Source organism: Anaerobiospirillum sp. NML120449, assembly GCF_023051105.1.
GTDB lineage: Bacteria > Pseudomonadota > Gammaproteobacteria > Enterobacterales > Succinivibrionaceae > Anaerobiospirillum.
Window position 1 is genome coordinate 11,805 of sequence record NZ_JALKIL010000025.1, and the last position, 23,635, is coordinate 35,439.

Annotated in this window: 13 protein-coding genes, 3 tRNA genes and 1 pseudogene; 10 read left to right on the forward strand and 7 right to left on the reverse strand. The window is 54.7% G+C overall.

The window, feature by feature from the left end; all coding sequences use genetic code 11:
- Positions 1 to 167 precede the first annotated feature (167 nt).
- The 4 genes from MXE41_RS08145 to MXE41_RS08160 all read right to left on the reverse strand — a co-directional run bounded on the left by MXE41_RS08145 (position 168) and on the right by MXE41_RS08160 (position 2,182).
- The gene (locus MXE41_RS08145; RefSeq protein ID WP_247100141.1) at positions 168 to 1,160 is read right to left on the reverse strand and encodes a flagellin; all 993 of its coding nucleotides are present in this window, start codon (positions 1,158 to 1,160) and stop codon (positions 168 to 170) included.
- Between the two features lie 736 nt (positions 1,161 to 1,896).
- Positions 1,897 to 1,980, reverse strand: a tRNA-Leu gene (locus tag MXE41_RS08150).
- 22 nt (positions 1,981 to 2,002) lie between these two features.
- Positions 2,003 to 2,078 (reverse strand) — tRNA-His (locus MXE41_RS08155).
- A gap of 27 nt (positions 2,079 to 2,105) precedes the next feature.
- A tRNA-Arg gene (locus tag MXE41_RS08160) sits at positions 2,106 to 2,182 on the reverse strand.
- 769 nt (positions 2,183 to 2,951) lie between these two features.
- On the opposite strand from MXE41_RS08160, the gene MXE41_RS08165 reads away from it, so the two are divergent.
- Positions 2,952 to 3,782 carry a sulfite exporter TauE/SafE family protein gene (locus tag MXE41_RS08165; RefSeq protein ID WP_247100142.1) on the forward strand — a complete coding sequence of 277 codons (831 nt, stop codon included), beginning with the start codon at positions 2,952 to 2,954 and terminating at the stop codon, positions 3,780 to 3,782.
- A 311-nt stretch (positions 3,783 to 4,093) separates the two neighbouring features.
- On the opposite strand, the gene MXE41_RS08170 is transcribed toward MXE41_RS08165, so the two are convergent.
- The 3 genes from MXE41_RS08170 to MXE41_RS08180 form a co-directional block, all read right to left on the reverse strand.
- Positions 4,094 to 5,008, reverse strand: coding sequence for a hypothetical protein (locus tag MXE41_RS08170; protein ID WP_246977565.1), 915 nt, complete (start codon positions 5,006 to 5,008; stop codon positions 4,094 to 4,096).
- Positions 5,009 to 5,659: 651 nt separating this feature from the next.
- Complete coding sequence (locus tag MXE41_RS08175) at positions 5,660 to 6,574, reverse strand: site-specific tyrosine recombinase (protein ID WP_247100143.1); 915 nt, start codon at positions 6,572 to 6,574, stop codon at positions 5,660 to 5,662.
- A gap of 988 nt (positions 6,575 to 7,562) precedes the next feature.
- On the reverse strand, positions 7,563 to 8,123 hold the full coding sequence (locus MXE41_RS08180) for a pullulanase (protein ID WP_247100144.1): 561 nt from the start codon (positions 8,121 to 8,123) through the stop codon (positions 7,563 to 7,565).
- Positions 8,124 to 8,754: 631 nt separating this feature from the next.
- On the opposite strand from MXE41_RS08180, the gene coaE reads away from it, so the two are divergent.
- The 9 genes and pseudogenes from coaE to MXE41_RS08225 all read left to right on the forward strand — a co-directional run bounded on the left by coaE (position 8,755) and on the right by MXE41_RS08225 (position 23,601).
- Positions 8,755 to 9,627: a dephospho-CoA kinase gene (gene coaE / locus MXE41_RS08185; protein ID WP_247100145.1), complete on the forward strand. Its 873-nt coding sequence runs from the start codon at positions 8,755 to 8,757 to the stop codon at positions 9,625 to 9,627.
- Positions 9,628 to 10,085: 458 nt separating this feature from the next.
- The gene (zapD, locus tag MXE41_RS08190; protein WP_246977569.1) at positions 10,086 to 10,832 is read left to right on the forward strand and encodes a cell division protein ZapD; all 747 of its coding nucleotides are present in this window, start codon (positions 10,086 to 10,088) and stop codon (positions 10,830 to 10,832) included.
- The gene (yacG, locus tag MXE41_RS13245) at positions 10,829 to 11,191 is read left to right on the forward strand and encodes a DNA gyrase inhibitor YacG (protein WP_348647425.1); all 363 of its coding nucleotides are present in this window, start codon (positions 10,829 to 10,831) and stop codon (positions 11,189 to 11,191) included. Before zapD ends, yacG begins: the two co-directional genes overlap by 4 nt.
- A 1,664-nt stretch (positions 11,192 to 12,855) precedes the next feature.
- Complete coding sequence (lptD, locus tag MXE41_RS08200) at positions 12,856 to 15,543, forward strand: LPS assembly protein LptD (protein ID WP_247100146.1); 2,688 nt, start codon at positions 12,856 to 12,858, stop codon at positions 15,541 to 15,543.
- A gap of 712 nt (positions 15,544 to 16,255) precedes the next feature.
- Positions 16,256 to 17,620 carry a peptidylprolyl isomerase gene (locus MXE41_RS08205; protein ID WP_246977571.1) on the forward strand — a complete coding sequence of 455 codons (1,365 nt, stop codon included), beginning with the start codon at positions 16,256 to 16,258 and terminating at the stop codon, positions 17,618 to 17,620.
- Positions 17,621 to 18,323: 703 nt separating this feature from the next.
- Complete coding sequence (gene pdxA, locus MXE41_RS08210) at positions 18,324 to 19,508, forward strand: 4-hydroxythreonine-4-phosphate dehydrogenase PdxA (RefSeq protein ID WP_247100147.1); 1,185 nt, start codon at positions 18,324 to 18,326, stop codon at positions 19,506 to 19,508.
- 242 nt (positions 19,509 to 19,750) lie between these two features.
- A pseudogene (gene rsmA, locus MXE41_RS08215) lies at positions 19,751 to 20,521 on the forward strand (16S rRNA (adenine(1518)-N(6)/adenine(1519)-N(6))-dimethyltransferase RsmA); the annotation flags it as partial.
- 350 nt (positions 20,522 to 20,871) lie between these two features.
- Positions 20,872 to 22,146, forward strand: a complete 1,275-nt coding sequence (locus MXE41_RS13250; protein ID WP_247100148.1) for a methyltransferase — start codon at positions 20,872 to 20,874, stop codon at positions 22,144 to 22,146.
- Between the two features lie 234 nt (positions 22,147 to 22,380).
- Positions 22,381 to 23,601, forward strand: coding sequence for a glycosyltransferase (locus MXE41_RS08225; protein WP_247100149.1), 1,221 nt, complete (start codon positions 22,381 to 22,383; stop codon positions 23,599 to 23,601).
- The last annotated feature ends 34 nt before the right edge of the window (positions 23,602 to 23,635 follow it).

The following is a 23,635-nucleotide window of genomic DNA, read 5'->3' on the forward strand; positions in this document are numbered from 1 at the left end:
TGGCCCTGTTCGGCCACTGCTAATCTTCTCTTATCATCAATCATGTCCATGACATGAGCATAATTCTACCTGTCAGGCTGCAATGCCTGTGCCACGAATTTAAATATGCATAAATGCAAAAAGGCGGGATAAACCCGCCTTGATGATAAAGGGAGAAGAAATCTGTATTACTGACCTAACAGGCTAAGTGCGATGGTAGGACGCTGGTTAGCCTGGGCTAAAACAGTCTGAGAAGCCTGCTGAATGATGTTGTTCTGAGTCAGAGCAGCGGTCTCAGAGGCGAAGTCTGTGTCACGAATTCTGCTGCGGGCATCAGCCTCATTTTCAGAAATGGAAGCCTGGTTACGAATGGTACTTTCCATACGATTTTGGAGAGCACCAAGGCCTGCACGCTTGGAATCAACAGCCTGGATTACTGCATCAATATGGGCAAGTGTGTACTGAGCGTTTGATGCAGAGGAGATAGTCCAGCGAACCTCTGCCTTTCCATTTGCGCCATCGTAAACAATACCATTCTTTGCTGCATTTTGACCGGTTGCATCTACTGCAGCGTCCAGTTTCGCCATTTTTGCAAGTCCAGACATAGTAAATGGGTCTGACCAATCAAGAGTAAGTGTATCGTTAGCGTTTGCGCCTACCTGGAAAATGATCTTTCCAGCATTTGCGCTACCAGCACTAGGAATAAGACTTGTCTTATTATTGAGATAAGCATCAGCACCATTCTTATCAGAAACTCGACCACCATTAATTACGGTAGCACCTGCAAAGGTGGTCTGGCGGGCGATACGGTTGATTTCCTGGGAGAGCTGGGTGACTTCCTCTTGGAGGGCCTTACGGTCAGAAGCAGAATTGGTGCCGTTGGCGGACTGGACTGCCAGCACGCGGATGCGCTGGAGCATGTTGGTGGTTTCGTCCAGGGCGCCTTCGATGGTCTGGGCAAGGGCGATGCCGTCGTTGGTGTTGCGGTTGCCCTGGTTGAGGCCGTTGATCTGGGAGGTCAGGCGGTCGGAGATCTGCAGACCGGCAGCATCGTCCTTGGCTGAGTTGATTCTCAGGCCTGAGGACAGTCTCTGGTATGAGGTATTTAAGCTCAGAGTGGCATTGCTCAGCTTGCGCTGGGCATTGATGGAACTGACGTTCGTGTTGACGTAAAGAGCCATATCCGATCTCCCTTTATGGCCTTTGACGGCCGCTAACCTGGTGTTTTATTGCATAGTCACGTTGGGACATGATCATGTATATATTCACCATCAGCAATGTACGTGCCACAAGCACATTAATTAACACATGCGTTACTAAACTTCTTTTAAAATCTCATCTATATGAGCTTCATATCGACGTATGCTCACCGTGCCCCTACACACTGTCACAGAGTCAGGCCTCTAATCCCAACCACCTGTCATTATTGTGACCGTGGAGCTGGCCGGAGCTAAAAGACTGGCAAAACGAGTTCAGGTGCTTTCCTGACGCGAATCGGTCGTAAGTGAATCGTTATCTTTCAAACACTACGTGAACGCTACAGCATAGGCCGTGCATGTGCACGATTATGACCTCATATCCTGTATCAGCGGGTTTACAGATCTGGATGATGTGGAGGCAGGCACCAGGAGGTAGCGATGGGATGATGGCCCAGGCATTAGGATTGGGGGGTAGTGATGTGGTGATGGCCCAGGTATCAGGATTGGGAGGTATAAGTTATGGTGCTGGTACTGGACAGATAAGCACCTGGCTCATGATGGAGATGAGTTAACGGACTTGCTTCCCTGGAGGGAGGTGGTTGTGAAATGGCCTGAATAAGGCGTTATGGATGGGGATTTTATTTACATACACGATGTATGTATTTTCTTCAGACGAAAAAAAAGCAACCATAAGGTTGCCGAATTTCTTGCTTTAGGATGGTGCGGGAGAAGGGACTCGAACCCTTACACCTAAGGCGCAAGAACCTAAATCTTGTGTGTCTACCAATTTCACCACTCCCGCAGAGTGGGACTAATTTAATCACTGGGGTGGCTGATGGGGCTCGAACCCACGACAACCGGAATCACAATCCGGGACTCTACCAACTGAGCTACAGCCACCAGAGATTAAATCAATCTGTTGACGCTTGGCGCGTCCTGAAGGAGTCGAACCTTCGCCCCACAGCTTAGAAGGCTGTTGCTCTATCCAACTGAGCTAAGGACGCCCTGCAGGTTTATCACTGCAATTGCTTGCTGTGATGTCTCAACGGGTGCATATAATATAGACTTCAAAATTCCTTGTCAACACTTTAATTCAAAGTTTTTCCAGATTTTACAATCAGGCCCCTGAACAGCCCCAAAAGCCGCTTCTATCGGGCCTGCAGACACATTGCCCCCACATTGCCCCTGTCCTGATTTTCGGGCTGTACTCCCGGCCCCATACTTTTTTCGTTAGAGGCGATGCCATGAAGATCATGCCCCGGCCGTCTGCCGATACAGCAGCTGGCGGCATGCTCGACCGGGCACGCGTGATACTTTCTGCATTTCCAGTATATTGGCACTGCAAGGCAATTGCCCACTGCACAATCAAACAGCCGCCCTTGAGATCAAAGCCTGGCTCCCTGTCCCCTTTGAGTTAACCTGATGACCGCTGTCCAGCTCATGCGCATTACTCAAAACCGGGTACTGTCTGAATGTGGGGGCTGCCTGTTCCCCTTATCTATGGGGCTCAGCCACTGGTGGAGCAGAGAGTCTTTCTGGTCTCGGCCCGCACATGGAGGCTGCAATCAGCTCCGGCACGGAGCATGACCGACAAGATCATTTGACTAATAAGTGCAGTGGCGCATAATGCGCCTGTTGTTTTCTCTGCAGCATACTGACACTGCCGGGCTGCTCAACTTACGGACCGGGCTATGGGGCTTTGGTCTTTGTTTTGTGGGATTGAGATTTACTGGGAGTGGATGATGGGGCTGCCAGCTTTTATCGAGGTTAATCATGTTTGGACTTGAATGGAGTGAGCTTATCTCTACCGTGGCAATACTGGCGGCCTGCGGCCTGGCTGGTGGCTTTCTTGCCGGATTGCTGGGCATTGGCGGCGGCATTATCTTCGTACCTGTCTTTTACTACATCTTTACTTCGGCCTTTCACGTCGATCCTTCAGTGGCCATGATGCTGGCTACAGGTACTTCCCTTACCTGTATGATCCCTACCTCCATTACTGCAGCCCTTGCCCAGTACCGCAATGGCAACACCAATATGGAGACCATCAAAACCTGGGCTCCAGGCCTGATTATTGGTGTGCTCACCGGTTCCCTGATTTCATCTTTCTATGGCGGCAAGTGGCTGGTAATCCTCTTTGGCTCCATGATGCTGCTCAACAGCCTCAACACCTTCTTCCGTGCCAAGGCCAAGCCTATGTTTGACTCCCTGCCAGGCAAGCTCGGTCAGCGCATCATCGCCTTCTGTATTTCCTTTCTGTCAGTAATGCTTGGTGTAGGTGGCGGTACCCTTACCGTTCCTGTGCTCAATGCCTGCTCCGAAAAGCCTCACCGATCAGTAGGCACTTCCTCTGCCGTATCTCTCTTTGTAGGTATCCCGGGAGCTCTGGTGCTCTTCTTTACCGGTGTTACCCCTGATAATGCCCCAGTATTCACCATAGGCTATGTCAGCCTGCTGGCCGTAGCCTGCGTTATCCCAATGTCCATTCTCACTGCCCCACTGGGAGTTAAGATCGGTAAAGGCGTATCTCCTGCCACTTTAAAGCGTATCTTCGCTGTGGCCATGTTCCTTGTATCCGTACGCATGCTCATCTCTGGCCTGTCATAACAGACGGGCAGGCTGCCTTGGCGTGCCTTGCGTGCCTGCCCCTGTCCCTGCTGCAGCTACTGCAGCAGGTGGAGCACTGCAGGCAAGAGCGCGAAATGCCCTGAGGCTGCGGCCCCTCATGGTGGTCCTGCAGCACAGCCCGGTTCCTGACCTTGTGACCGGGTCAGCCGGACATGGGGTTCAGTGAGCGGCCCAATTACGCAAAACGCCCTGATGATCACTCATCAGGGCGTTTTGCTTATGGGACCGGCCTGAGCCTTCAGGCTCGGGGCGGTCGGCTGGCTGGAGGCGGGACGGCTTCGTCGTCTGGCCTACATGCCGAGGCGGCGGACTTCGGCGCGGGCCTTCTTTACGATGTTGGAGCGGTACCAGCGTGGGATTGGGCGGCTGAAGTTTTCAAAGTCGTTGAGAATACGACGGGACTGGGCCACCATGCGCTCCTGCTCGGCGCGTGAGCGACGGGCATGCTCTGAGCAGCGGGTCAGGGCATAAATGGCGCTGTAGACAGCAAAGCCTACCCAGAAATTGGCCGGAACATTGACACCGCCAAAGTAGCCGTCGATTACACCAGCTACAACGCAAGGCATCTGGCCGGCGTCTTCACACTCAAAGAGTACCAGGTCCTCAATGGCGTCACCAAAGCCCCAGGAAGCACTTGGCTTTAAGATGACATTGCCTGAGCTGGTCAGGAAGACATTATCAAGGCGCAGACCACCGTAACGGCGGGTGAGCTTGTAGTCAGCAAGGCCGTCAATACGGTCAATAATGGCAGAAAGAATTGGAGTTTCGTGATTGAAACGTGGGCCCTTGGTCAGGTAGGCAGTGAGCTTGTCATGAATAACGTCACGACGCTGCTCGGCCTTGTCCTTTTCCGGACCGGTCAGGGTGTCCTGGTGCAGAAGGGCAATGGCACGACCAAGCTTCTTGCCATTGGCGTACTGCAGGTGGGGATCGATTACAGAAAGGAAGTTCTTGAACTCGCCTACATTCTCATAGCCAAAAACAGCTGAGGTGTACTCATTGTTGGACTTGAGAGAGATGCCCTCAAGAATGTTGTTAGGAGCCAGGTCGTGAAAGATCTGGGTGCTCTTAAACTGACGGGTAATGCGGGACTTGTTGGTCTTGACCGGACCCTGCAAAGCCAGAAACTTGTCATTGGCTCCCTGCAGCGCAACATATTCATTGCCGTGCAAATCGAATGAAACAGAACGGTAACCTAACTGCACCCTGCTTTCTCCACTTCCAAAAGCGAACCCCTGCCCTGTGGCAGAATTTATACCCTTTACAGGCTCAGACAGATCTTGTGACTGAGGCCAGCCTTATCTGGCCATTTTATCAGATAGAAATCAGACTGTCTGTTCGGGCAGAACATGCCCTGAGGTACTGGCAAGCACACAACGGGCCAGGTATCACTGTCAAAGTTCCATACATACTCTTAAAGCCAGTTACATCCGTCCTTTACACTGCCTGCACCAACTCATCACACATCCTCAAAGCGGGCCATAAGTCCGGGAACACACTCCCGGGATTTTTCCTGCTATCTGACCTGATATAACCTGCCTCAACCTGAGCCAGACTGGCCCCTGAGAATCCTGCTTTTCGCAGGATGTACAGTTACTGACAGCCGCCTCTGCCATGACATGATAAATGCCAGACCCTCTTGCTTTTGTCAGGACGGAGGCCGACTGCTGGATGAACTGGTCCGTGCAGCCTGAGCGACGGCCTGCAGCTATCCATGCGAGGCCGCCCTGACTGACGTTTCGTGGTGACTGACGTGTCGTTGGGGCTGCTGGAACAGCGCAGCCACTGCTGCGCAGCCGGAGTTGCGCTGGCTGGGTTGCGCAGCCGGGGCTGCACAGTCACGGCTGTAGCGGGCATCAGGCCTTTGGATGGGTCTTGTCGTAGACCTCGTGCATGCGGGCCAGAGCCACGTGGGTGTAGATCTGGGTAGTGGTCAGCGATGAGTGGCCCAGCATCATCTGCAGTGAGCGCAGGTCGGCGTCATGATTGAGCATGTGAGTAGCAAATGCATGACGGAAAGTGTGCGGCGATGGTGATGAGCTTATGCCTATCTGGCTGGCGTAGGACTTAACGCGGTACCAGAAGGCAATGCGGGTCATGGGCTTGGCGCCATCAGGGCTTTTGTTGGACAAAAAGACGTAAGGTGAGAGCGAGTCAGGATCCTTTTCCGGACGGCGCAGACGCAGATACTTCTCCACCCAGTAGCAGGCGGCATCAGTGATGGGAATGACGCGCTGGCGGTCACCCTTACCCTTGATGAGCATATAGCGTTCGCTGAGATGCATGTCCTCAAACTTGAGATTGCACAGCTCACTGACACGCATGCCGGTGGCATAGAGCAGCTCAAACATGGCCCGATCGCGCAGACCGGTATGGCAGCCAAGGTCAGGCGCCTCCAGAAAGGCAACCACAGTCTCCTCAGACATTACCTTAGGCAGGTCACGGCGGCTCTTGGGTCTTTCAAGCTCAATCATGGGGTCATCTTCACGCAGGCCCTCAAGACGCTCAAAGCGGACAAAGCAGTTAATGGATGAGTAAAAACGCAATATGGACTGGCCGGTTACACCCTCACTGGAGCGGCTTTCAAAATAGGCGCGCAAATCATCACTGGTAAAACCGGTCAGGGAAATCCTGTTGACACACAGATACTCAGTAAACCGGTTAATGTCGCTGCAGTAGGCAAGGCGTGAGTTCTCTGAAACACCCTTTTCCAGAATCAGGTAATCAGCAAAGGAAGCCAGCAGCATATTGCGCTCATTACTCATTTTCATCCCTCATCTTTATCATCCGATTCCATCATATTGGGTAAACACATGGCAACCGTCCAAGACGGCATGCTGCGCCATCAGCAAAGTCCACACAGTACATATTTGCAAGCCCGTCGACCTGGCCATATAAGGTGCTGCCAGGCTGACTATGCTGCATGCATACCTGCATAGCTGCCCTCTGGCGTGCAGGCTGTCAGTCTGTCCAGGCCTTTCGTGTAATTGAGCACAAGCACGCAACCACCAGCTTCCTGTATTTTGCGCCCCTGTGCAGCAGAGCTGATGCTCAGGGTTGCTGCACATTTTCCCTGCCTTTTCTGACAGCTGAGCCGGGCATATTTTCCCGTGTGACTTTAGCCTGCTGCTTGCCAGCATCCCCAGCATCCCCTGCATCCGAGCACAGGGAGTCGCCTGCTTAAAGACGCATGCATTTATGCATGCGTGCATGCACACCTGTCAGAGACCACTGATCCTGTCCTGCCGTACTGCAGCACTGCTGGCCTTTTGTTCTGCTGTTCATGTGTCATGTTGTCCAGTTGTCATGCTCGCGACTGTCTGCTGCCATCAGGAGCATCAATGGCAATAGCCGTCATTACCAGGGCAACCAGCCGCTTACACATTGAATAATCTGCGCTGACTGGAAGGTCATTGACATGCAGCAGACAGTACAGGTGACCACTGGACTGTCATCCTGTCGCATTACTGCACAGCCGGTTCGGCTGAGCTCATTGCAGGACTGTCCAGACGGACAGGGCGCTGCATTAACGGGCAGGCTGCAGCATGGCTGGCACAGGTTATCAGGTCTGGATAGTCATGTCTGATTGGACGGCATGGGGTGCCCATAAAATAACAGCTCCCGAGGGAGCTGCTTTTGTGGTTCCTGATTACATGATTGTGGGCCTTGGCCACATGGCTGGGCGGTGGCCTGTCTGGCAGGCCGTGGGCCTGGTGCTGCGGCCTGTGCCTGGGCCAGGGCCGAGGCCGAGGCCGGGGCCTATTCGTCGTTTTCAGGGATGCTGAACTGGGCAGCTACTTCCCTTCTGATGACCTCATCCATGGTGGTGAGTTTGCCATTTTCAAGACGAGTTACGGTGGCGTAAGGAACCTTGTTTTCAATAACAATGCAGAAACGGTAAATACCGTCTGCTGACGGCTCGTAGCGCAGCTCCTCAAAGCGTGACTTGCCATTGAGGCGGGCCGGGCCTGAACCTTCACGCAGTACACCTGGTGGGCTGTTATAGCCAAAGTTGGTCCCCTTGCTCCAGTCCTCATCGGCAAACTTAAATCGGTATGGACTCCAGTCTGAGCGCAGCGGAGCTACTGTGCAATACCTGTTCTCATCGAACTTTCTCAGGCGGTAGGACCTCTGGACGCCGTAGTCATTCATCTCACCACGCAGGTAGATATCACGTCCCTGAAAAACTTCCGGATGCCCGGTGCCGGTTGTGACATCGGCTGATGCTGATTCTCCATTACTCTGGCAGGCACTCATAGCCAGTGCGGCCAGCGGAGTTGACAGCAGTAAAAGCATCTTCTTGAATCTGTTCAATTTCACACCCAAATAACTATCCACTATGCAGCTCCATGCAGGGTCGCTGACATGCTGCTTAATTAACGTTGTTTCCGTTTGCACACATTTTAACACCAGGCCCCTCTTTTTCCGATATCTTTGGGAACTCAAAATATCCGGTAATCAAAATGTGCAGGCATCACAAGCACATATACACTAAAGCTCAGTACTGATAAGATTGTCAGCCATTAACCGACAGAGCACCGGCCCAAAAGGACCGCCCACTGGCCCTCACGGGCAGCCCTCAGCCCCTGATAAATCAATCATACTTAAGGATGCAGATACCTGCTGCCCGGCAGCTGCCGCCACACCTGCAGCTGCCCGTGCAAAGCCATTACTGTCCTGACCGGCCGTGCTGCGCAAGTCTGCAGCACCGCAACCGGTCCGGCCTTAATACTGAAAGTGACAGGGCCAGCGGCAGGCTGGCAGGCTGGCCGGCTGCCTGGCTGGCTGGCTGGCTGGCTGGCTGGCTGGCAAAGCCTGGCACGACTGAGACGGGCCTGCCTGAGCTTGCTGGGTGGCTGTGATGCTGTCGGGGGACCTGGTTGACCGCAATGCCGGACAGGTGAAAATACGCTGTGCCGGACCTCGTGCAGAGGTTCTCAGGAGTTTACTTATGTTGAAGATTGGACTTACAGGCAATATTGCCTGCGGCAAGAGCTTTATCAGCCGCCTGTTTGGCGTTTACGGTGTCATAATCATCGACAGCGACATGATTGCCCGTGAGGTGGTCAAGCCAGGATCCCCGGCACTGGAGCAGATAGCTCAGCGCATGGGCTCTCATCTGATAATGGACGATGGGAATCTCAACCGCGCTGCCATGCGTGAGCTGGTTTTTGCTGACAAGGAAAAACTGGCCATACTGTGTTCCATCACCCATCCGGCGATTCATGACCGTACCCTTGAGCTGTGCGATCGCTGTGCCCGTGGTGAGGGCCTGCCTGAGGACTATCTGGCCTTTGTGGCTCAGGAAGAGCAGCGCCGTCAGGCCGCCGCTCAGGCTGCCCAGGCTGCGCGTGCAGCCAGGGAGGCCGCCGACGCTGCTGCGACACCAGTCGGTGCTGGCGCGGATGAAAATGGGGAAATAAGAGACAGTGATGGCCTGCTTATCAGTGACAGCCACTGTGATGAGGGCAAGGTGGCACTAAGTGAGCCTCTTGATGCTTCCCTGGTGCTTGATAACAGGGAAGTACCCCCATATATCATCCTCGATATACCGCTGCTTTTTGAAAACCACCTTGAGGATATGGTGGACAGGATTCTGGTTGTGGACTCGGCCGTGAGCACCCAGATTGCACGTATCATCAGCCGCGACGGCTGCTCTGAGCAGACAGCACGCAATATCATTGACAGGCAGCTCAGCCGCACTTATAAGCGCGAACATGCTGACGATATCATTGAGACTGACGTTTTAAGCATAGCTGAAAAGCGTCATCACGTGTTAAACTTACATATCAGGTATCTGAAATTGTCTCAGAGTATGTCCTGAAAAATCTTTCCACAGGCTGTATCAAGAAAAATACACCCCTGCTTAAAACCGTTTGCAGCCCCGGCAGATGACAGATAATCACCTGTTTTGCCCACTTTTCAATCCTGAGCCTTTGCCTCCCTGATATGGCCTGCTCTATGGTTGACGCCGGCTCCAATGCATTGCGGCACGATGTCTGCAAATAAACGGTTTGCATTGTCAGCAAAGCTGCCCCGTGCTCCGGCAGTTCCGGTCTGACATTGAAAGTTCAGGCTGACACCAGCCATGGAGCCACACTGTTGCGCTGCATGTGGCGCTGATAACCTGCTCATAGCTGTTTTGTGATTACTGGCCGGCACCGCACTTTCTGCAGCGGTTTACATATAACCTGACCATTCGCCTGCCCGCAAACTGTCTGAAGTAGCTGTCTGATATGTACAACTGGCTTCATTCAGCCCAGGATTAACGATAGATCAACCATGTTTGTTTACGATTTTCCCTTAAGTTCTAAAGCCCGAACTTATCTCAAGTTCGAGGCCATATTTAACCGCGTGCAGGAAAGTGCGAACTTAAACAGCAATTCTGATACTTTCAGTCTGCTGCGTGGACTTATCGACTTTATCGACCTGGTTGACGGTTCCGGTGCCCTGAAGATTGATATTGGCAAGGATCTTGACCGTATCACCCAGAAACTGCGTATCTGGCACAGTTATCCTGACGCTGATGAAAAGCTGGTAGATGAGCTGCTCGAGCAGATCAACCAGTCTCACCGTGCGCTTAATACCTTTACCCGTCAGCGCACCGTATTGCAGAACGACCCTATTATCGAAAGCATCAAGCCACGTTTTCTGACCCCTTCAGGTATCAACTGCTTTGATACTCCGCTCTTTACTTTCTGGGCCAATCTTGACCGTGAAGAGAAGATGGAAACAGCCACCAAGTGGCTCAAGGAGCTTGACTGCATCCGTATTCCTATCACCTGCATCTTAAATCAGTGGCGTCTGTGCTCGGACTATCAGTCCCGCGTAGCCGTCAACGGTTTTATGCAGGAAACCTCAGAGCCATGTGAGCTCATCGAAATCAAGTATCCGCGCCATGTACGCGGCTACCCTGTGGTAAGCGGCTTTCAGTCCAATATAAACGTACGCTTCCTGCCATACACCAAAGGGGCACAGGTAGGCGACATTACCTTTGAACTTGCCTATGTAAGAGGTGGGATAATTTGAGCCTCAAAGACCTGCTGCCACCAGGCACCTACGACGAAATAGAAAAAGAAGCACGCTCCGGCCAGTCCCGACCACAGCCTGATGCCCAGGCCTGCGGCCAGGGCAGCAGCCAGTCTGCCGAAGGCCAGAGCAGCGACAAGCCACTTACCGTGGCCTGCCCATACTGCAAAAAGCCAGTAGTCTACTCAACAGCCAATCCTTTCCGCCCATTTTGCTCCGAGCGCTGCAAGATGCTCGATCTGGGAGCCTGGGCCAACGAGGAAAGAACAGTAGCCGGCAACGACATCAACATTGACGAGGATGCGGATCTGCTAAGCGATCCCAACCTGCCGCTCAGAAACATACCTGAGCAGAACTGACACATCAAAGGGCGCGCCGCGCCCTTTTGCATTTCTGCTCCCCACAAAATGCTCCATGCGCCAGGCGATGGCCCCAGTCCCAGCCATGGACCAGGACAGCTGCAGGCAGCTCAGCCCGGCAAAAATCCTGAGCCCAGGCCCATGAACCCCATTAAGCTGGCTGCCATACGCTCACAGTCAGTGATACAGGTGGCCCTGCCCCTCGACATAACGCCATGCGGACATGAAAGGCAAGCCCATGACTTGCTCACCACAGTCTGGGACTCAACGCCGCTGTGCAATCCAGGTACTGAGCAATGCGGGGACATTACTGTGCTTAAGCCCAGCCGCCCACTGGCCCGCCGCAGTCAGCAGACAAACTTTAAAAGACAGGCAATCCCAAGGCACGCTTTCCAAAAGCAAGAACAGTTACTCAGCCCTCGATGCTGGTCAGCACAGGCAAGTCAGCTACAGTCCCTGTATGTGTCTGCCCCCTTTGATATCCTCAGCACCAGACGCAGCTACAGCTGCGGCTACATGGCACCTCCGGCAACAGTTACATGCACAGCCAAAGCCCAGGCAAGGGTAACAGCGGCACCGTGCTGCACGGCCGGCAATGAGCGCCATTGGCCATAACTGAAGCATGAGCACAAGGGCTCTTGCCATGGAAGTGGAGGATTGAGCATGGTTTTGCATGCATGGATCTGCCTGGGTGTTGTTGAGGTATAGCGCCCTAGATCGGCCCTGACCGAATCTCACCTTATTGATATCCATGAGCTTCGTGGGTAATGCCATGCCTGTGGCACACAGGCATTAAGGTACTCCTTTTACCAGCCATGCAGGACTCCTCAATGCTGCCTGATGGTGCGCTGTGTAAGTCATAAGTTTTGGCCCTTATGCTCATAAACTCAGAAAAACGGCTTTCAATATGACTCAGCCTGAACATCACAGACCTGGGCCATCAGGACTACTTGAGTCTGGAAAAGGTATTTATGCCCTGAGCCTGCTCCTGACAGCTACAGACAGAGGGCAGCCATGGGACTATGGCTGCCGGCCTTGCTCTGCTGCCAGGGTCAGGCTCTGATCCATGTCTGTAAGGTCATGCCTCAGGGCTATGAATCTGGAATCCTTGTACTGCATGCATCCATAAGCAAGCCGCCAGGTCAGTCCTGCTGGCTGCCAGGACCGTGATGCTACTGGCAGGCCTGGCAGGCCAGGCGGGTCCGGATGCGCGCCCGGACATACCTGGCTATTCCCAGGGCCAGGATGCCGGGAATTTCGGTGCTGACCTGACTGCGCCAGCAGCCCGGGCACGGCTGCTGTGGCGGCGTGCCCGGGCCGATGGCGGCTGCGCAGAGCGCGCAGGGCCTGTGTACGGCAGGCGTGCTGGGGCTGTACGCAGGGCTGCGGTGGTGGCCTGATGCGTTTTACTGGCAGCAAGGATACGAATGCAGGTAGCCATAACAGGGCATTGTGATAAAATTCAGGATCCTGGGCGGACTGGATATAGCCGTCTTTATCTGCAAATTGCATACTGACAGCCATTTTTGCCTGCACGGGCATGCATGCAGGCCTTCCTGCCCGCATGGCGCAGTCGTCCTGCAGGCGTGAGCGCGGCTCATACCTGGTGGCGGTGTGCGGGCCGATAATGAGAAAGAAAGAAATCTACAGCAAGGACCACTTTTGTGAAGCACCAGACATCTTCAAAGATCAGATTAAGCGCTCTTACAGCAGCGGTTACCTGTCTGCTATATGCACCAGGCTACTCCCTTGCCCAGGATAATTCAGTACTTACCGGCAGGGCCGCTGCAGCCGGCACTGGCGCCAGCGGCGAAACAGTCAGTGCAGCACAGCCTGCCCGTACTGTAGCTGTGTCCGGTACCTCACGTAACAGGAATGTCATTCCTGTTGAAAAGCAGCGTCGTCTGAACAATGTCAGTCTCTTTGCCGGTGTGGCCTATACCACCATGGTCAATAATGTCACCACCGAGCAGTACCTGGCCAACCGTCATCTGGCTTCTTCCTCCACCTTCCCGCTGCGTCTTCTGACCAGTCTCAAGAAGAATCCATGGCGCGCCGCTCCTTTCATGCCGGTACAGGACCGTGATCTTTCCTGCTATTACGGCATTCCCCCTTATCGTGAGCCTCTTAATTTTGATGTGCGCACCACCCCAGTGGAAATCACTGCCAATGAGGTAACCGGAAGCATTGGCAATCTGGTCTCCTACTCAGGCGATGTCATCATTACCCAGGGCGACAAGACAGTAAGAGCCGATGAGGCTGTCTATGACCGCGCCAACGCCAGGGTAAGCACCAGTGGCAATCTCATTATTCAGGGCCCGGAGCTGACCATTAACAGCACTGGCTCACTGCAAAGTGATCTGACCACCAGCGTTTCCACCTTTACAGATGCCAGTTTCCAGTTCAACGGGTCAGTGGCCCGTGGCAGAGCTGAGTCTATTACCGTAGACAATTCCAGCCGCACTTCGGAAATTACCAGTCTGCAGTTCAGCACCTGTCCTGTAGACAATACCTCATGGTACTTCCAGTCTGACAAGGTCAAACTTGCTCAGGATGAGTCCTTTGGCAGCGCCTGGGGCAATGTCCTTTATATTAAGGACGTGCCTGTCATGTATCTGCCATATCTGAACTTCCCTATAACCAGCAAACGCAAGAGCGGTCTGTTATACCCGAGCTTTTCCATCAGCTCGGACAACGGCTTTGATTACCAGCAGCCGATTTATCTCAATATCGCGCCCAACTACGACTTTACCCTCACTCCACGTCTGATGACCAAGCGTGGTGTCCTGCTGTCCTCAGAGTTCCGCTACATGCCGGTTGAGGACTCATGGGGCTCCTTTACTCTTGATTATCTGCCTCAGGACAACAGCTGGGAACTGTCTGACAATTTTGATAACGACTATCGCTACTTCCTGCGCTGGGACCACACCTCATGGTTCATGGACCGCGACCTGCAGCTGAGCATTGACTACCAGAAGGTACGTAACCAGGACTACGACTATATCAATGACATTGGACCGTCAGGCACCACCGTCACTGATGACCATCTCAAGCAGTCGCTCAAACTGAGCTATAACAGACCTGAATTTGTCATCAATACCGAAGTGCGCAACTACCAGCGCCTGCTGCCAGAGAGCCTGATTCACTACCGGCCTTTTGCCATGCTCCCTGATCTTCAGGCCGAGTACACCGACACAGTCGGTGCCCTGACCTATGATCTGAGCGGCTCGCTTACCAAATTTGCCTCCACCTCAGATGTGGAGAACTCAGGACGCTTTGAGGCCTACCGTTACCACTTTGAGCCTGATTTCAACTATCAGTTCTTCAACCAGCGCGGTACCTCACTTACAGCCCGTGCCAAGGGCTTCTTTACCCATTACTCTCAGGACAGCCTTGATAACATGCCTGATTACTACAGGCACGAACTGGGCTTTAATACCCTGGACAAAGAGGTAACCCGTGCCCTGTACATGGTACAGCTGCGCGCAAAGACCACTCTGGAGCGTAAGGTCATCGACCTGCGCCATACCCAGACTCTTGAGCCTGAGATTCAGTACCAGTTCATCCCTTACACGGATCAGAACAATATCGCCCTGTACGATACTACCAACCGCATGAGTGATTACTACTCCAACTTCTCCAGTTCTCACTACACAGGTAAGGATCGTATTGCCGATATCAACAGCATTACCTTTGGTCTGAGCTCACGTCTTCTTGATGCCCATGACCGCGAAATGATGCGCTTTGGTGTCTCACAGACCTATTCCTTTGTGCCTACCCGTGTCACCTTAAACCCTAATGACCCGGCCAACCTCTACCCGCGCAGTCCTCTGTCATTCTTCTTTGACGCCAATCCTGTACCGGGTATGACCACTCATGCCTCAGCTACCTATACCAATGAGACCAATGAGCTGGCCGCATGGACAGGCATGATGCGCTACAAGGATGAAAACGGTTTGCTCATGCAGGTAAGCTACCGCTTTGCCCGCGATGCCAACCGCTCTTTTGCCAATGAGACCATTGACCTTGGCCAGCTGGGTATAGTTACCGGTCTGCCACTGAGCGACCGCTTCAGCATGACCTTTGCCACCTACCATGATCTCGCCCAGGACACCAGCATCGACACCAAGGTGGCTCTCAAATACGAAGACTGTTGCTGGTCCATGGCCTTTATTTACGAAAACTACAATTCCTGTGACTGGGACTCACTTGAAGAGCAGCGTGACCACCGCGTGGGCGTGCAGTTTGAGTTCAAGGGTGTAGGTGCCATAAGCGTCACCGGCGACAGCTCAGATGACTTCACCAATACCCGCCTGCTCAACAGCTTCGATCCGACCAATCTCAACCAGTAGCCGCCCTCAGAGCCGAAGCTCCGAGGCATCCCCATGCCCAGGCCCCGCTTTGCGGTGCCTGGGTATGCTGCCTGCCTTGCGTCCCGGCCAGTTGTCTGCCATTCTCGGACACAGCCTAAGTAAAGGCTGTGTATTGTCCCCTATTATCATGGCAGGCTTAGCGCCCCCTCAGCCTTTGCCTGGCAAGGTGGCGCGCCGCCCGGCAGTCGGCAGCCCGGCAGCCCGGCAGCCCGGCAGCGCCTGGCTTACGGCCCGAACAGATGGCAATGCTCAAAAACTCAGTGTTTTTTGAACTATTTTCATTTTGTGCTGTCAAATTTGCTGTCGGAAAAGCCACAGCCCACGGGCTGTGTCCATTGTCGCTGTAATGCTGACATAAAGATTTATCCAGCTGCAGGTCATGGTTACGCTGCCTGACCTGAACACTGTATCCTGTACTTTTTTGCATGGCAGCAAGGCCACTGTCAGCCCGCTGCCTCTCACCACCTTTGCCCCTGTGCTCTTCCCTGATGACAACAAAAATGCCGCGCAGCTGTGCTGCACAGAGCATGCGCCCGAGGCGCTGTGCTGCAGGCCTGTGGCCTGGGGCGCTGGCCTGCCAGGTGCGCGCGGCAGCTGATGGTGGTCAGTGACAATTTGTCACAAAGACGCTTTATGCTATTATCAGGGGCCACAATACTCATACCCAGTGCAGGTTTAGAGACTTTCCAAGATGGTATTAAGCAAGATTAACAAAGCAATCCTGGCCACCATGGCAGCCCTTTCTGTGGGCGTATGGTTCTCCACTGCCTCGGCAAACGTCAAGGCTCTGGACAACACAGCCGCAGTGGTAAACTCTGATATCGTGCTCGAAAGTGAGCTCAACGCCGCTCAGGCCGAAGTTGAGCAGGGCTTCAGGCAGAGAGGCGCCAAGGTAGACAAGATCAATGCCCGCCGTGCCGCTCTGGAGCAGCTTATTACCCGCTCCATCATCCTGCAGCAGGGCAAGCAGTTTGGTCTTAACCTTACTGACACCCAGATCAACACTGCCCTTGAGCAGGCTGCTCTGCGTGCCAATACCACAGTTGCCGGTATTCTCAAGAGCTTTGGCAATGTAGATGAGGCCACTGCCCGTCAGATGTATGCCGATGAGCTCATCATCAGTGAAGTACGCAACAACCAGGTAAGACGCCGCGTCCGTATTTCCGATGCCGAAGTTAACCTGCTGGCCAAGACCCTGCGTGAGATTGGCTCCATTGAACCAAGCTACCATCTGGCTCAGATCGTAGTTCCTCTGGATGCCCGTGCCGATTTCAGTCAGGTCAACCGTGCTACTGCCCTTGCCAACTCCATCAAGGCCAAGGCCCGCAGCGGTGCTGACTTCAACTCTCTGGCTGCCCAGTATGCTCAGGGTTCAGCTGCCTCTCAGGGCGGTGACCTTGGCTATGTACCTGAAAGCCAGGTTCCGGTTCCATTCCTCCCTGCCCTGTTAAAGGCCCGTGAGGGTGATGTGCTCGGTCCTTTCCGCTCACCATTTGGTCTGCACCTGCTCAAGCTTTTTGATGTGAGCAACCAGGCCGTTGAGCCAATTACCACCTACAAGGCCCGTCACATTCTGTTAACCACCTCAGTTATCTTCTCTGACGAAGCTGCGGTAAAAGAGCTGCAGGCCCTGCGCCGCAATATTCTCAACGGCTCCATTTCCTTTGCCGCTGCAGCCCGCAAGTATTCTGAGGATTCCGGCTCTGCCTCCCTTGGCGGTGACCTCGGCTATGCCCCGGCAAGCCGCTATGATCCTGGCTTTGCCCAGGGCCTGGTTGCCCTGAACAAGGGTCAGATTTCCCAGCCGGTAAAGTCTTCCTTTGGCTGGCACCTTATCTACCTTGAGAACAAGAAGATAGACAAGGACAGTGATGAGGCCTACAGCCAGCGCGCCCGTGAGCTCATCTACCGCCGTCTCTTTGCCGAAGAGGCTCAGGCATGGGAGCGCGAAATCCGCAGCGCCGCCTTTGTGCGTGTCACCGATCCTGAGCTGATTGCAGCCGGTCTCGACCAGAGCTTCAACAGCGAAAACGCTGACAACAGCGCTGCAAAGTAACCGATTTTTAATTATGAGTTTAGACCAAAGCCCGGGCATCCGCCCGGGCTTTTTTATCCCCGTTCCCCCACCGTGCCCGCGCACAACCATCATCCCGCTCCGCCGCCGCCCTCGCTCCGCCGCTACCACTATTCCGCTCCGCCGCTGCCACTTCACCAGACTTTGCTCCGCCCACAGCGCTGCTCTTGGACCATGCCCAGGGCACCATACTTTTCGACCGGCTGGCCATGCTGGCATGGCCAGACCATGCTGGTCAGGTCACTCCATGCAGCAGCCATGCAGGGCTGAACTTGGGCAGTCGGGCTGTACACCAGCATCTGTGTCAGTGTCAGCTGCTGAATGGACTCGTGCGCAAGGAATGCCTCTGCTACTGGTTCTTGGCAGGCGCTGCTGCTATACGGAGAGCGGCAGTGGTTAAGGCCCATCACTTATGGATGCCTTAAATCAGTGCCTGCCACTTGCCTGAGCAGCCTGCAAACCCGGCTCAGGGCTGCCCTGCAATGGTACGCACTGTCTGCAAATGGGCATGAGCAAGACTGTGCTTGCCTTTGCCCTGAGCATATTAATAATAGACAGGATTGGCCCGCGCAGCCCCACAGGCTGCGCAGGGCATGCCCTGCCTGCAGAGGCGGCGGCACGGCGATGCCGTGCTGGCGCCGGCTTATGTGGCAGCGGTGTTCTGGTTTAATTTCAGGAGGCCCTTATGGCTCATGCTCTCAGGGACAGTGCTGATGTCCCGTCCTCACCTTCATCTGTACTGCGTATAGCCGTGACCACGGGCGAGCCGGCCGGTGTCGGCCCTGAGCTCATGTATGCCCTTACCTGTCAGAACCCGGCCAGCATCGCCCTGCAGGCACGCTGCGCCCCGGGCGCCGTCGGCGCTGCTGGCGCCAGTGGCTCCGCTGGCGGCGCGTCTGGCTATGCTGGCGCCAGTGGCGCCGCAGGTGCGGACGCGCCTTGCGGGGTTGAGCTGGTGCTTATTGGTGACAGGCAGCTGCTGGCGCAGCGTATGGCGCTGCTGGGCAGCAATTTTGAACTCCATGATTTTGACCCGGGCTGCAGCCGCGTCAGCGGTCCTGACGCAAAGGGTGTGGGCCATATCAGCTGTATGCATGTGCCTCTGGGTGCCCCTGCTGTGGCTGGCAGGCTTGATCCTGCCAATGCTGACTATGTGCTTGCCACCCTGGACAGAGCCATTGAGGGCTGTCAGAGCGGCCTTTTTGATGCCATGGTAACAGCCCCCATCTCCAAGAGCGTTATTGCTCATACCGGACGTGAGTTTACCGGCCACACTGAATATCTGCAGGAAAAGTGCGGCTGTGAGGAAGTGGTTATGATGCTGGGCTGCTCAAAGATGAATGTGGCTCTTGCCACTACCCATCTGCCTTTATCCGAGGTCAGCGCCGCCATCACCAGAGAAAAGCTCAGCGGCATTATCACTATCCTGCACCACGACCTTAAGGAGCGCATGGGCTTTGAAGATCCTGCCATTTATGTCTGCGGCATCAACCCGCACGCAGGAGAGGACGGCACCCTTGGACGTGAGGAACTCGATACTGTTATTCCTGTACTCGAAACACTGCGCCGCGAGCAGGGCATGAAACTCATTGGCCCGCTGCCGGCAGACACCATTTTCCAGCCCCGCTACCTTGATTATGCGGCCGCTATCCTGACCATGTACCACGACCAGGGCCTGCCGGTGCTCAAATACGTAGGCTTTGATTCAGGCTACAACACCACTCTGGGCCTGCCCTTTATCCGTACCTCAGTGGACCATGGCACAGCCATGGACCTTGCCGGCACAGGCAAGGCCGACACCGGTTCCCTGTTCAGCGCCGTAAGCCTGGCCATTTACATGGCTGCCAATGCCCGCCGCAGCGGCCGCTGACGCAGCTGCGGCGCAGTGGCGTAGTGCGCGCTGCCGCCGCTACGCCGCTGCCGTCAGACGGCGGTGATGGGAGGCGGGGAAGCGCCTGTTTATGCAGTCCTCATTAGTGTATGGCTTAGATATCAGGCGGACAGAGCAATACTTTGTGATAAGATCTCAGCGCCTTTTTATGGCCCTTAAGGTGTCAGCCTTTGGGCCGTAGGCAGCACAGTGGTTTATCCTTCAGCGACGGACGAGTTTTTATGGCCCTGCCTCCTCCACCAAATATGAAAGCGCGCAAGCGCTTTGGTCAGAACTTCCTGGTAAATGATCACATCATCAATTCCATTGTTGATGCCATCAACCCTAAGGAAGGTGAGTTTTTAGTTGAAATCGGCCCGGGCCATGCGGCGCTGACCAGACCGGTCTTTGAGCGTACCCATGCCCTGACTGCTGTGGAACTGGACCGTGATCTGGCCGAAAGACTGCGTCATCATCCGTTTTTACAGGGACTAAACCTCATTGAGGCTGATGCCCTGCGCGTAAACTTCGGTGAGCTCAATGGCGGTCAGAAGATTCGTGTCTTTGGCAATCTGCCTTATAACATCACCTCCCCGCTGATTTTCCATCTGCTGAGCTTTGCCAACATTTCCGACATGCACTTCATGCTGCAAAAGGAAGTGGTTGAGCGTCTTGCCGCAGGACCAGGCTCCAAGGACTATGGCCGTCTTACTGTAATGGCCCAGTTCCATGCCCGTGTGGTCCCGGTACTGACCGTACCGCCATCATCCTTTGTGCCACCGCCAAAGGTCATGTCAGCAGTAGTACGTCTGCTGCCAAAAGATTTAAGCCCTGAGGAGCGTGCTCTGTCACCTTTCCTCAACCGCATTACCACTACAGCCTTTGCTGCCCGCCGAAAGACCATACGTAATTCCCTGAGCAATCTGTTCAGCGCTGAAGAGCTCTGCTCCATGGGCATCAATCTTGATGACCGTGCCGAGGACCTATCCCTTGAGGTCTTTGTCAGCCTGGCTAAGGCACTGCAGAGCAAGCGCTCCCTTGAGGAGCTCGAAAGCGAGCTGGAGAGCAGCCAGAGCGAGCGTCACAGCCGCCGCCTTGAAAAGCTGGCCCAGACCAGCCCTGAAAGCTACGCCCAGGCAGCCGCAGCGGCTGCTGCAGCGGCCGATGCCGCAGGCGCAGCCGGCTCCAACAGCGCCGTTGACACCGACGGACAGGGCGCCACTGCCGGCGAGGGCCAGGGCTCCATCAAGGCTGCCAAAGCCGCTGCGGCCCGCCGCAAAAAGGGCGACAAGCGTCGCTCAAAGAAGTTTGAAGACTTTGACTTCAATGACATTAACGCCGATTTATAAAGTGGAGGCCGCACGTGAAAGCTGATGATCCTTTAGTAGAGGTTTTTGAGCGCAACCGCGCTGTCTGGGAGCACAAGAAGGTACTCATTGCCGGACAGATCACCTCCATGCAGATACTGCCTCAGTTAATTGGCACTGAGCAGGCCTGGGTAGTCACTGACAATTTTGAAACAGCTCAGGGCCTGAGCGCCATGATGGGCGCAAAGCTGGGCCGCTCTGACTTTGAGAGCATTACCCGCAAGCATGTGCATCTTATCTTTGCTGACTGCGCCGATGAGCGCCTTAAGGAGCACATTGAGCCTGTTGAGGTACTGGTACTGTTCTTAAACAAGACCAAGAGCCTGTCCCAGAATCTGCTCTTCTCCCTGCAGGATCACCTTACTCCGGGCGGCGCCATACTGCTCATTGGCGCCAATTCCATGGGTGGCAAGAGCGCCGACAGCCTCGTCAAGGGCAAGGCTGACTGCTACAAGCTCGATACTGCCCGCAAATGCACCGTATTTTCAGCCGTACCGCACGAGGGCGCGCGCTTTGCCTCTCCGGGTAACCTGCGAACTGTCAGCTATGGCGGCCTGGAACTTGAGCAGAGCCACGGCCTGTTCAGCCAGGGCGAACTCGATGGCGGCACCCTGATGCTGCTTAACGCCATGCACCGCGACCTGAGCATTACCCCGCCAGAGCCAGCCGCTGCTGAGGCAGCCGGCCAGGCCGGCTCCGCCAGCGGCGCGGCATTCAATGCCTGCGGCAAGGATGCCGGCCCTGCCGGTCTGGCTCCTGACCTGAGCACCACAAAGCTGCAGTCACTGCCTCAGTGCGCCATTGCCCCAACTGACCCGGTACTGGATCTGGGCTGCGGCAGCGGCATTATCGGCCTGTCACTGGCTGCCAGAGGCCTGACCTCAGTTGTGTGCTCTGATATCAGTGCCACTGCCCTGCGCGCGGCCCAGCGCAATGCTGCCAGCAACGGCCAGGACATTAAGGTCATGGCTGCCAACATGCTCCCTGATGCAGGTGACTTTGAGGCTGCAGGCATCAGTATTCCAGGCGGCAAGTTCAAGATCATTGCCACCAATCCCCCTTTCCACCAGGGTGCCAGCCGTACTACAGCCCAGACTCTCAACATGATTGCCCATGCCCGTGAGCATCTGACTGCTGATGGCGTGCTCTATCTGGTAGGCAACAATTGTCTGCACTACGAAGAGCCTCTCAACGAGGCCTTTGACAAGGTTGAGATCCTGGCCAGCTCCACCAAATTCACTGTCTTTAAGGCCAGCGCCAGCAAAGACTGAACCGGCCAGTGACCTGACGTCCCTGGCCGCCCTGCGGCCTGCGGCACGAGCCGCAGGCCAGCGCCAGCTGCCCACGGCATCAGCTGTCCGCTGGCGCCACCGGGACAGTGCGGCACTGTGATGTTTACGGGCCTGGTGGCCTGATGGCCGTGCCTGAGTGTTCAGGCTCTGGTATGATGTGCTTTAGCGCGGCACTGTTGCGCTTGTTTTTCTTTTTGCAAGGACGACTTCGCTATGCCTAAAATTCTGTGGATGTCTCCATACAGTCTGCATGATATTTCCTCAGGTGCTTCCATTCACTGCAAGACCACTCTTGAGGGTCTGGTCAGACGTGGTTTTGAGGTATGGTCGTGCTCATCCTTTATCTTTGACGTACCTGATGGTGCCCGTCTGTTCAACAATCTGCAGGAGACACTCAAGAACTCCAGCAAGTCTGTTTTTGAAATGGACGACAATGGCATTCATTACGTCTATACCCGCTGCCGCTCCACCTTTGAGCATGAGCAGACTCTTGATGACATGGAGCTGTTCTTCAAGGTGTACTGTGAGGTACTCGACCGCTTCCGCCCTGACTTTGTCATGGCCTTTGGTACCGGCATGATTTCCATGACCTGTTTTGCCGAAGCAAAGCGTCGTGGTATTTACACTGTCTACCCTGTGCTCAATGGCAATCACGGCAACTATGCCTTCCCTGATACCGACATTATCCTTACTGACTCCAAAGCATCAGAAAGGCTCTACCGCAACCGTGACCGTATCCGCATGATTCCGGCCTGCGAGATCTTTGAGCCTGAGCGTTTCATAGCCAAAAGAGAAAATCCAAGCTATGTAACCTTTATCAACCCGAGCTTTGAAAAGGGTCTGGGCATCTTTGCCCGTATCGCTCTGTGGGCCCAGAAGGCTCACCCTGATCTGCGCTTTCTGGTGGTCAACAGCCGTGGCAACTTTGCAGAGAACATACAGTACCTGCATACCAAGGACAATAAGGACGAGCATCCTTTCAAGCCACGCGACTTTGACAATGTCGACATGACCCCGGCCACCAACAACATGAAGCCTATCTACGCCGTAACCCGCGTACTGATAGCACCGTCACTGTGGTGGGAATCCTGGGGCCGCGTGGCCACTGAGGCTGTTATCAACAATATTCCTGTGCTCAGCTCCACCTCAGGCGGCCTGCCTGAGGCCACAGCCGGTGCCGGCATTCACATCGCCCCTCCTGACCACTGCGTCAACGACAATTTCTCCATCCCTGATGATGAGGAAATCAGGCCATGGTGTGAGGCTCTGGACCGTCTGCTCAAGGAAGACTGGAGTGAGCAGCTCAAAAAGGCCCAGGAAGAGCTGGCAGTTGACCGCTCTCTGGACCGCCTGATTGAGATTTTGCGTCCATACTACGAACGCCGTATGTGCGACCGCATCCACTTCAACAACAGCATCCAGTTCTCCTCATAAGCTCAAAGCGCTTACAGACAGAACTGCAGCTGCG

Excerpts from the sequence above, each read along its gene's own strand:
- coaE (WP_247100145.1), top strand. The coding sequence starts at position 8,755 with ATGTTGAAGATTGGACTTACAGGCAATATTGCCTGCGGCAAGAGCTTT.
- pdxA (WP_247100147.1), top strand. The coding sequence starts at position 18,324 with ATGGCTCATGCTCTCAGGGACAGTGCTGATGTCCCGTCCTCACCTTCA.
- zapD (WP_246977569.1), top strand. The coding sequence starts at position 10,086 with ATGTTTGTTTACGATTTTCCCTTAAGTTCTAAAGCCCGAACTTATCTC.
- MXE41_RS08205 (WP_246977571.1), top strand. The coding sequence starts at position 16,256 with ATGGTATTAAGCAAGATTAACAAAGCAATCCTGGCCACCATGGCAGCC.
- MXE41_RS08165 (WP_247100142.1), top strand. The coding sequence starts at position 2,952 with ATGTTTGGACTTGAATGGAGTGAGCTTATCTCTACCGTGGCAATACTG.
- MXE41_RS08175 (WP_247100143.1), bottom strand. The coding sequence starts at position 6,574 with ATGAAAATGAGTAATGAGCGCAATATGCTGCTGGCTTCCTTTGCTGAT.
- MXE41_RS08145 (WP_247100141.1), bottom strand. The coding sequence starts at position 1,160 with ATGGCTCTTTACGTCAACACGAACGTCAGTTCCATCAATGCCCAGCGC.
- MXE41_RS08225 (WP_247100149.1), top strand. The coding sequence starts at position 22,381 with ATGCCTAAAATTCTGTGGATGTCTCCATACAGTCTGCATGATATTTCC.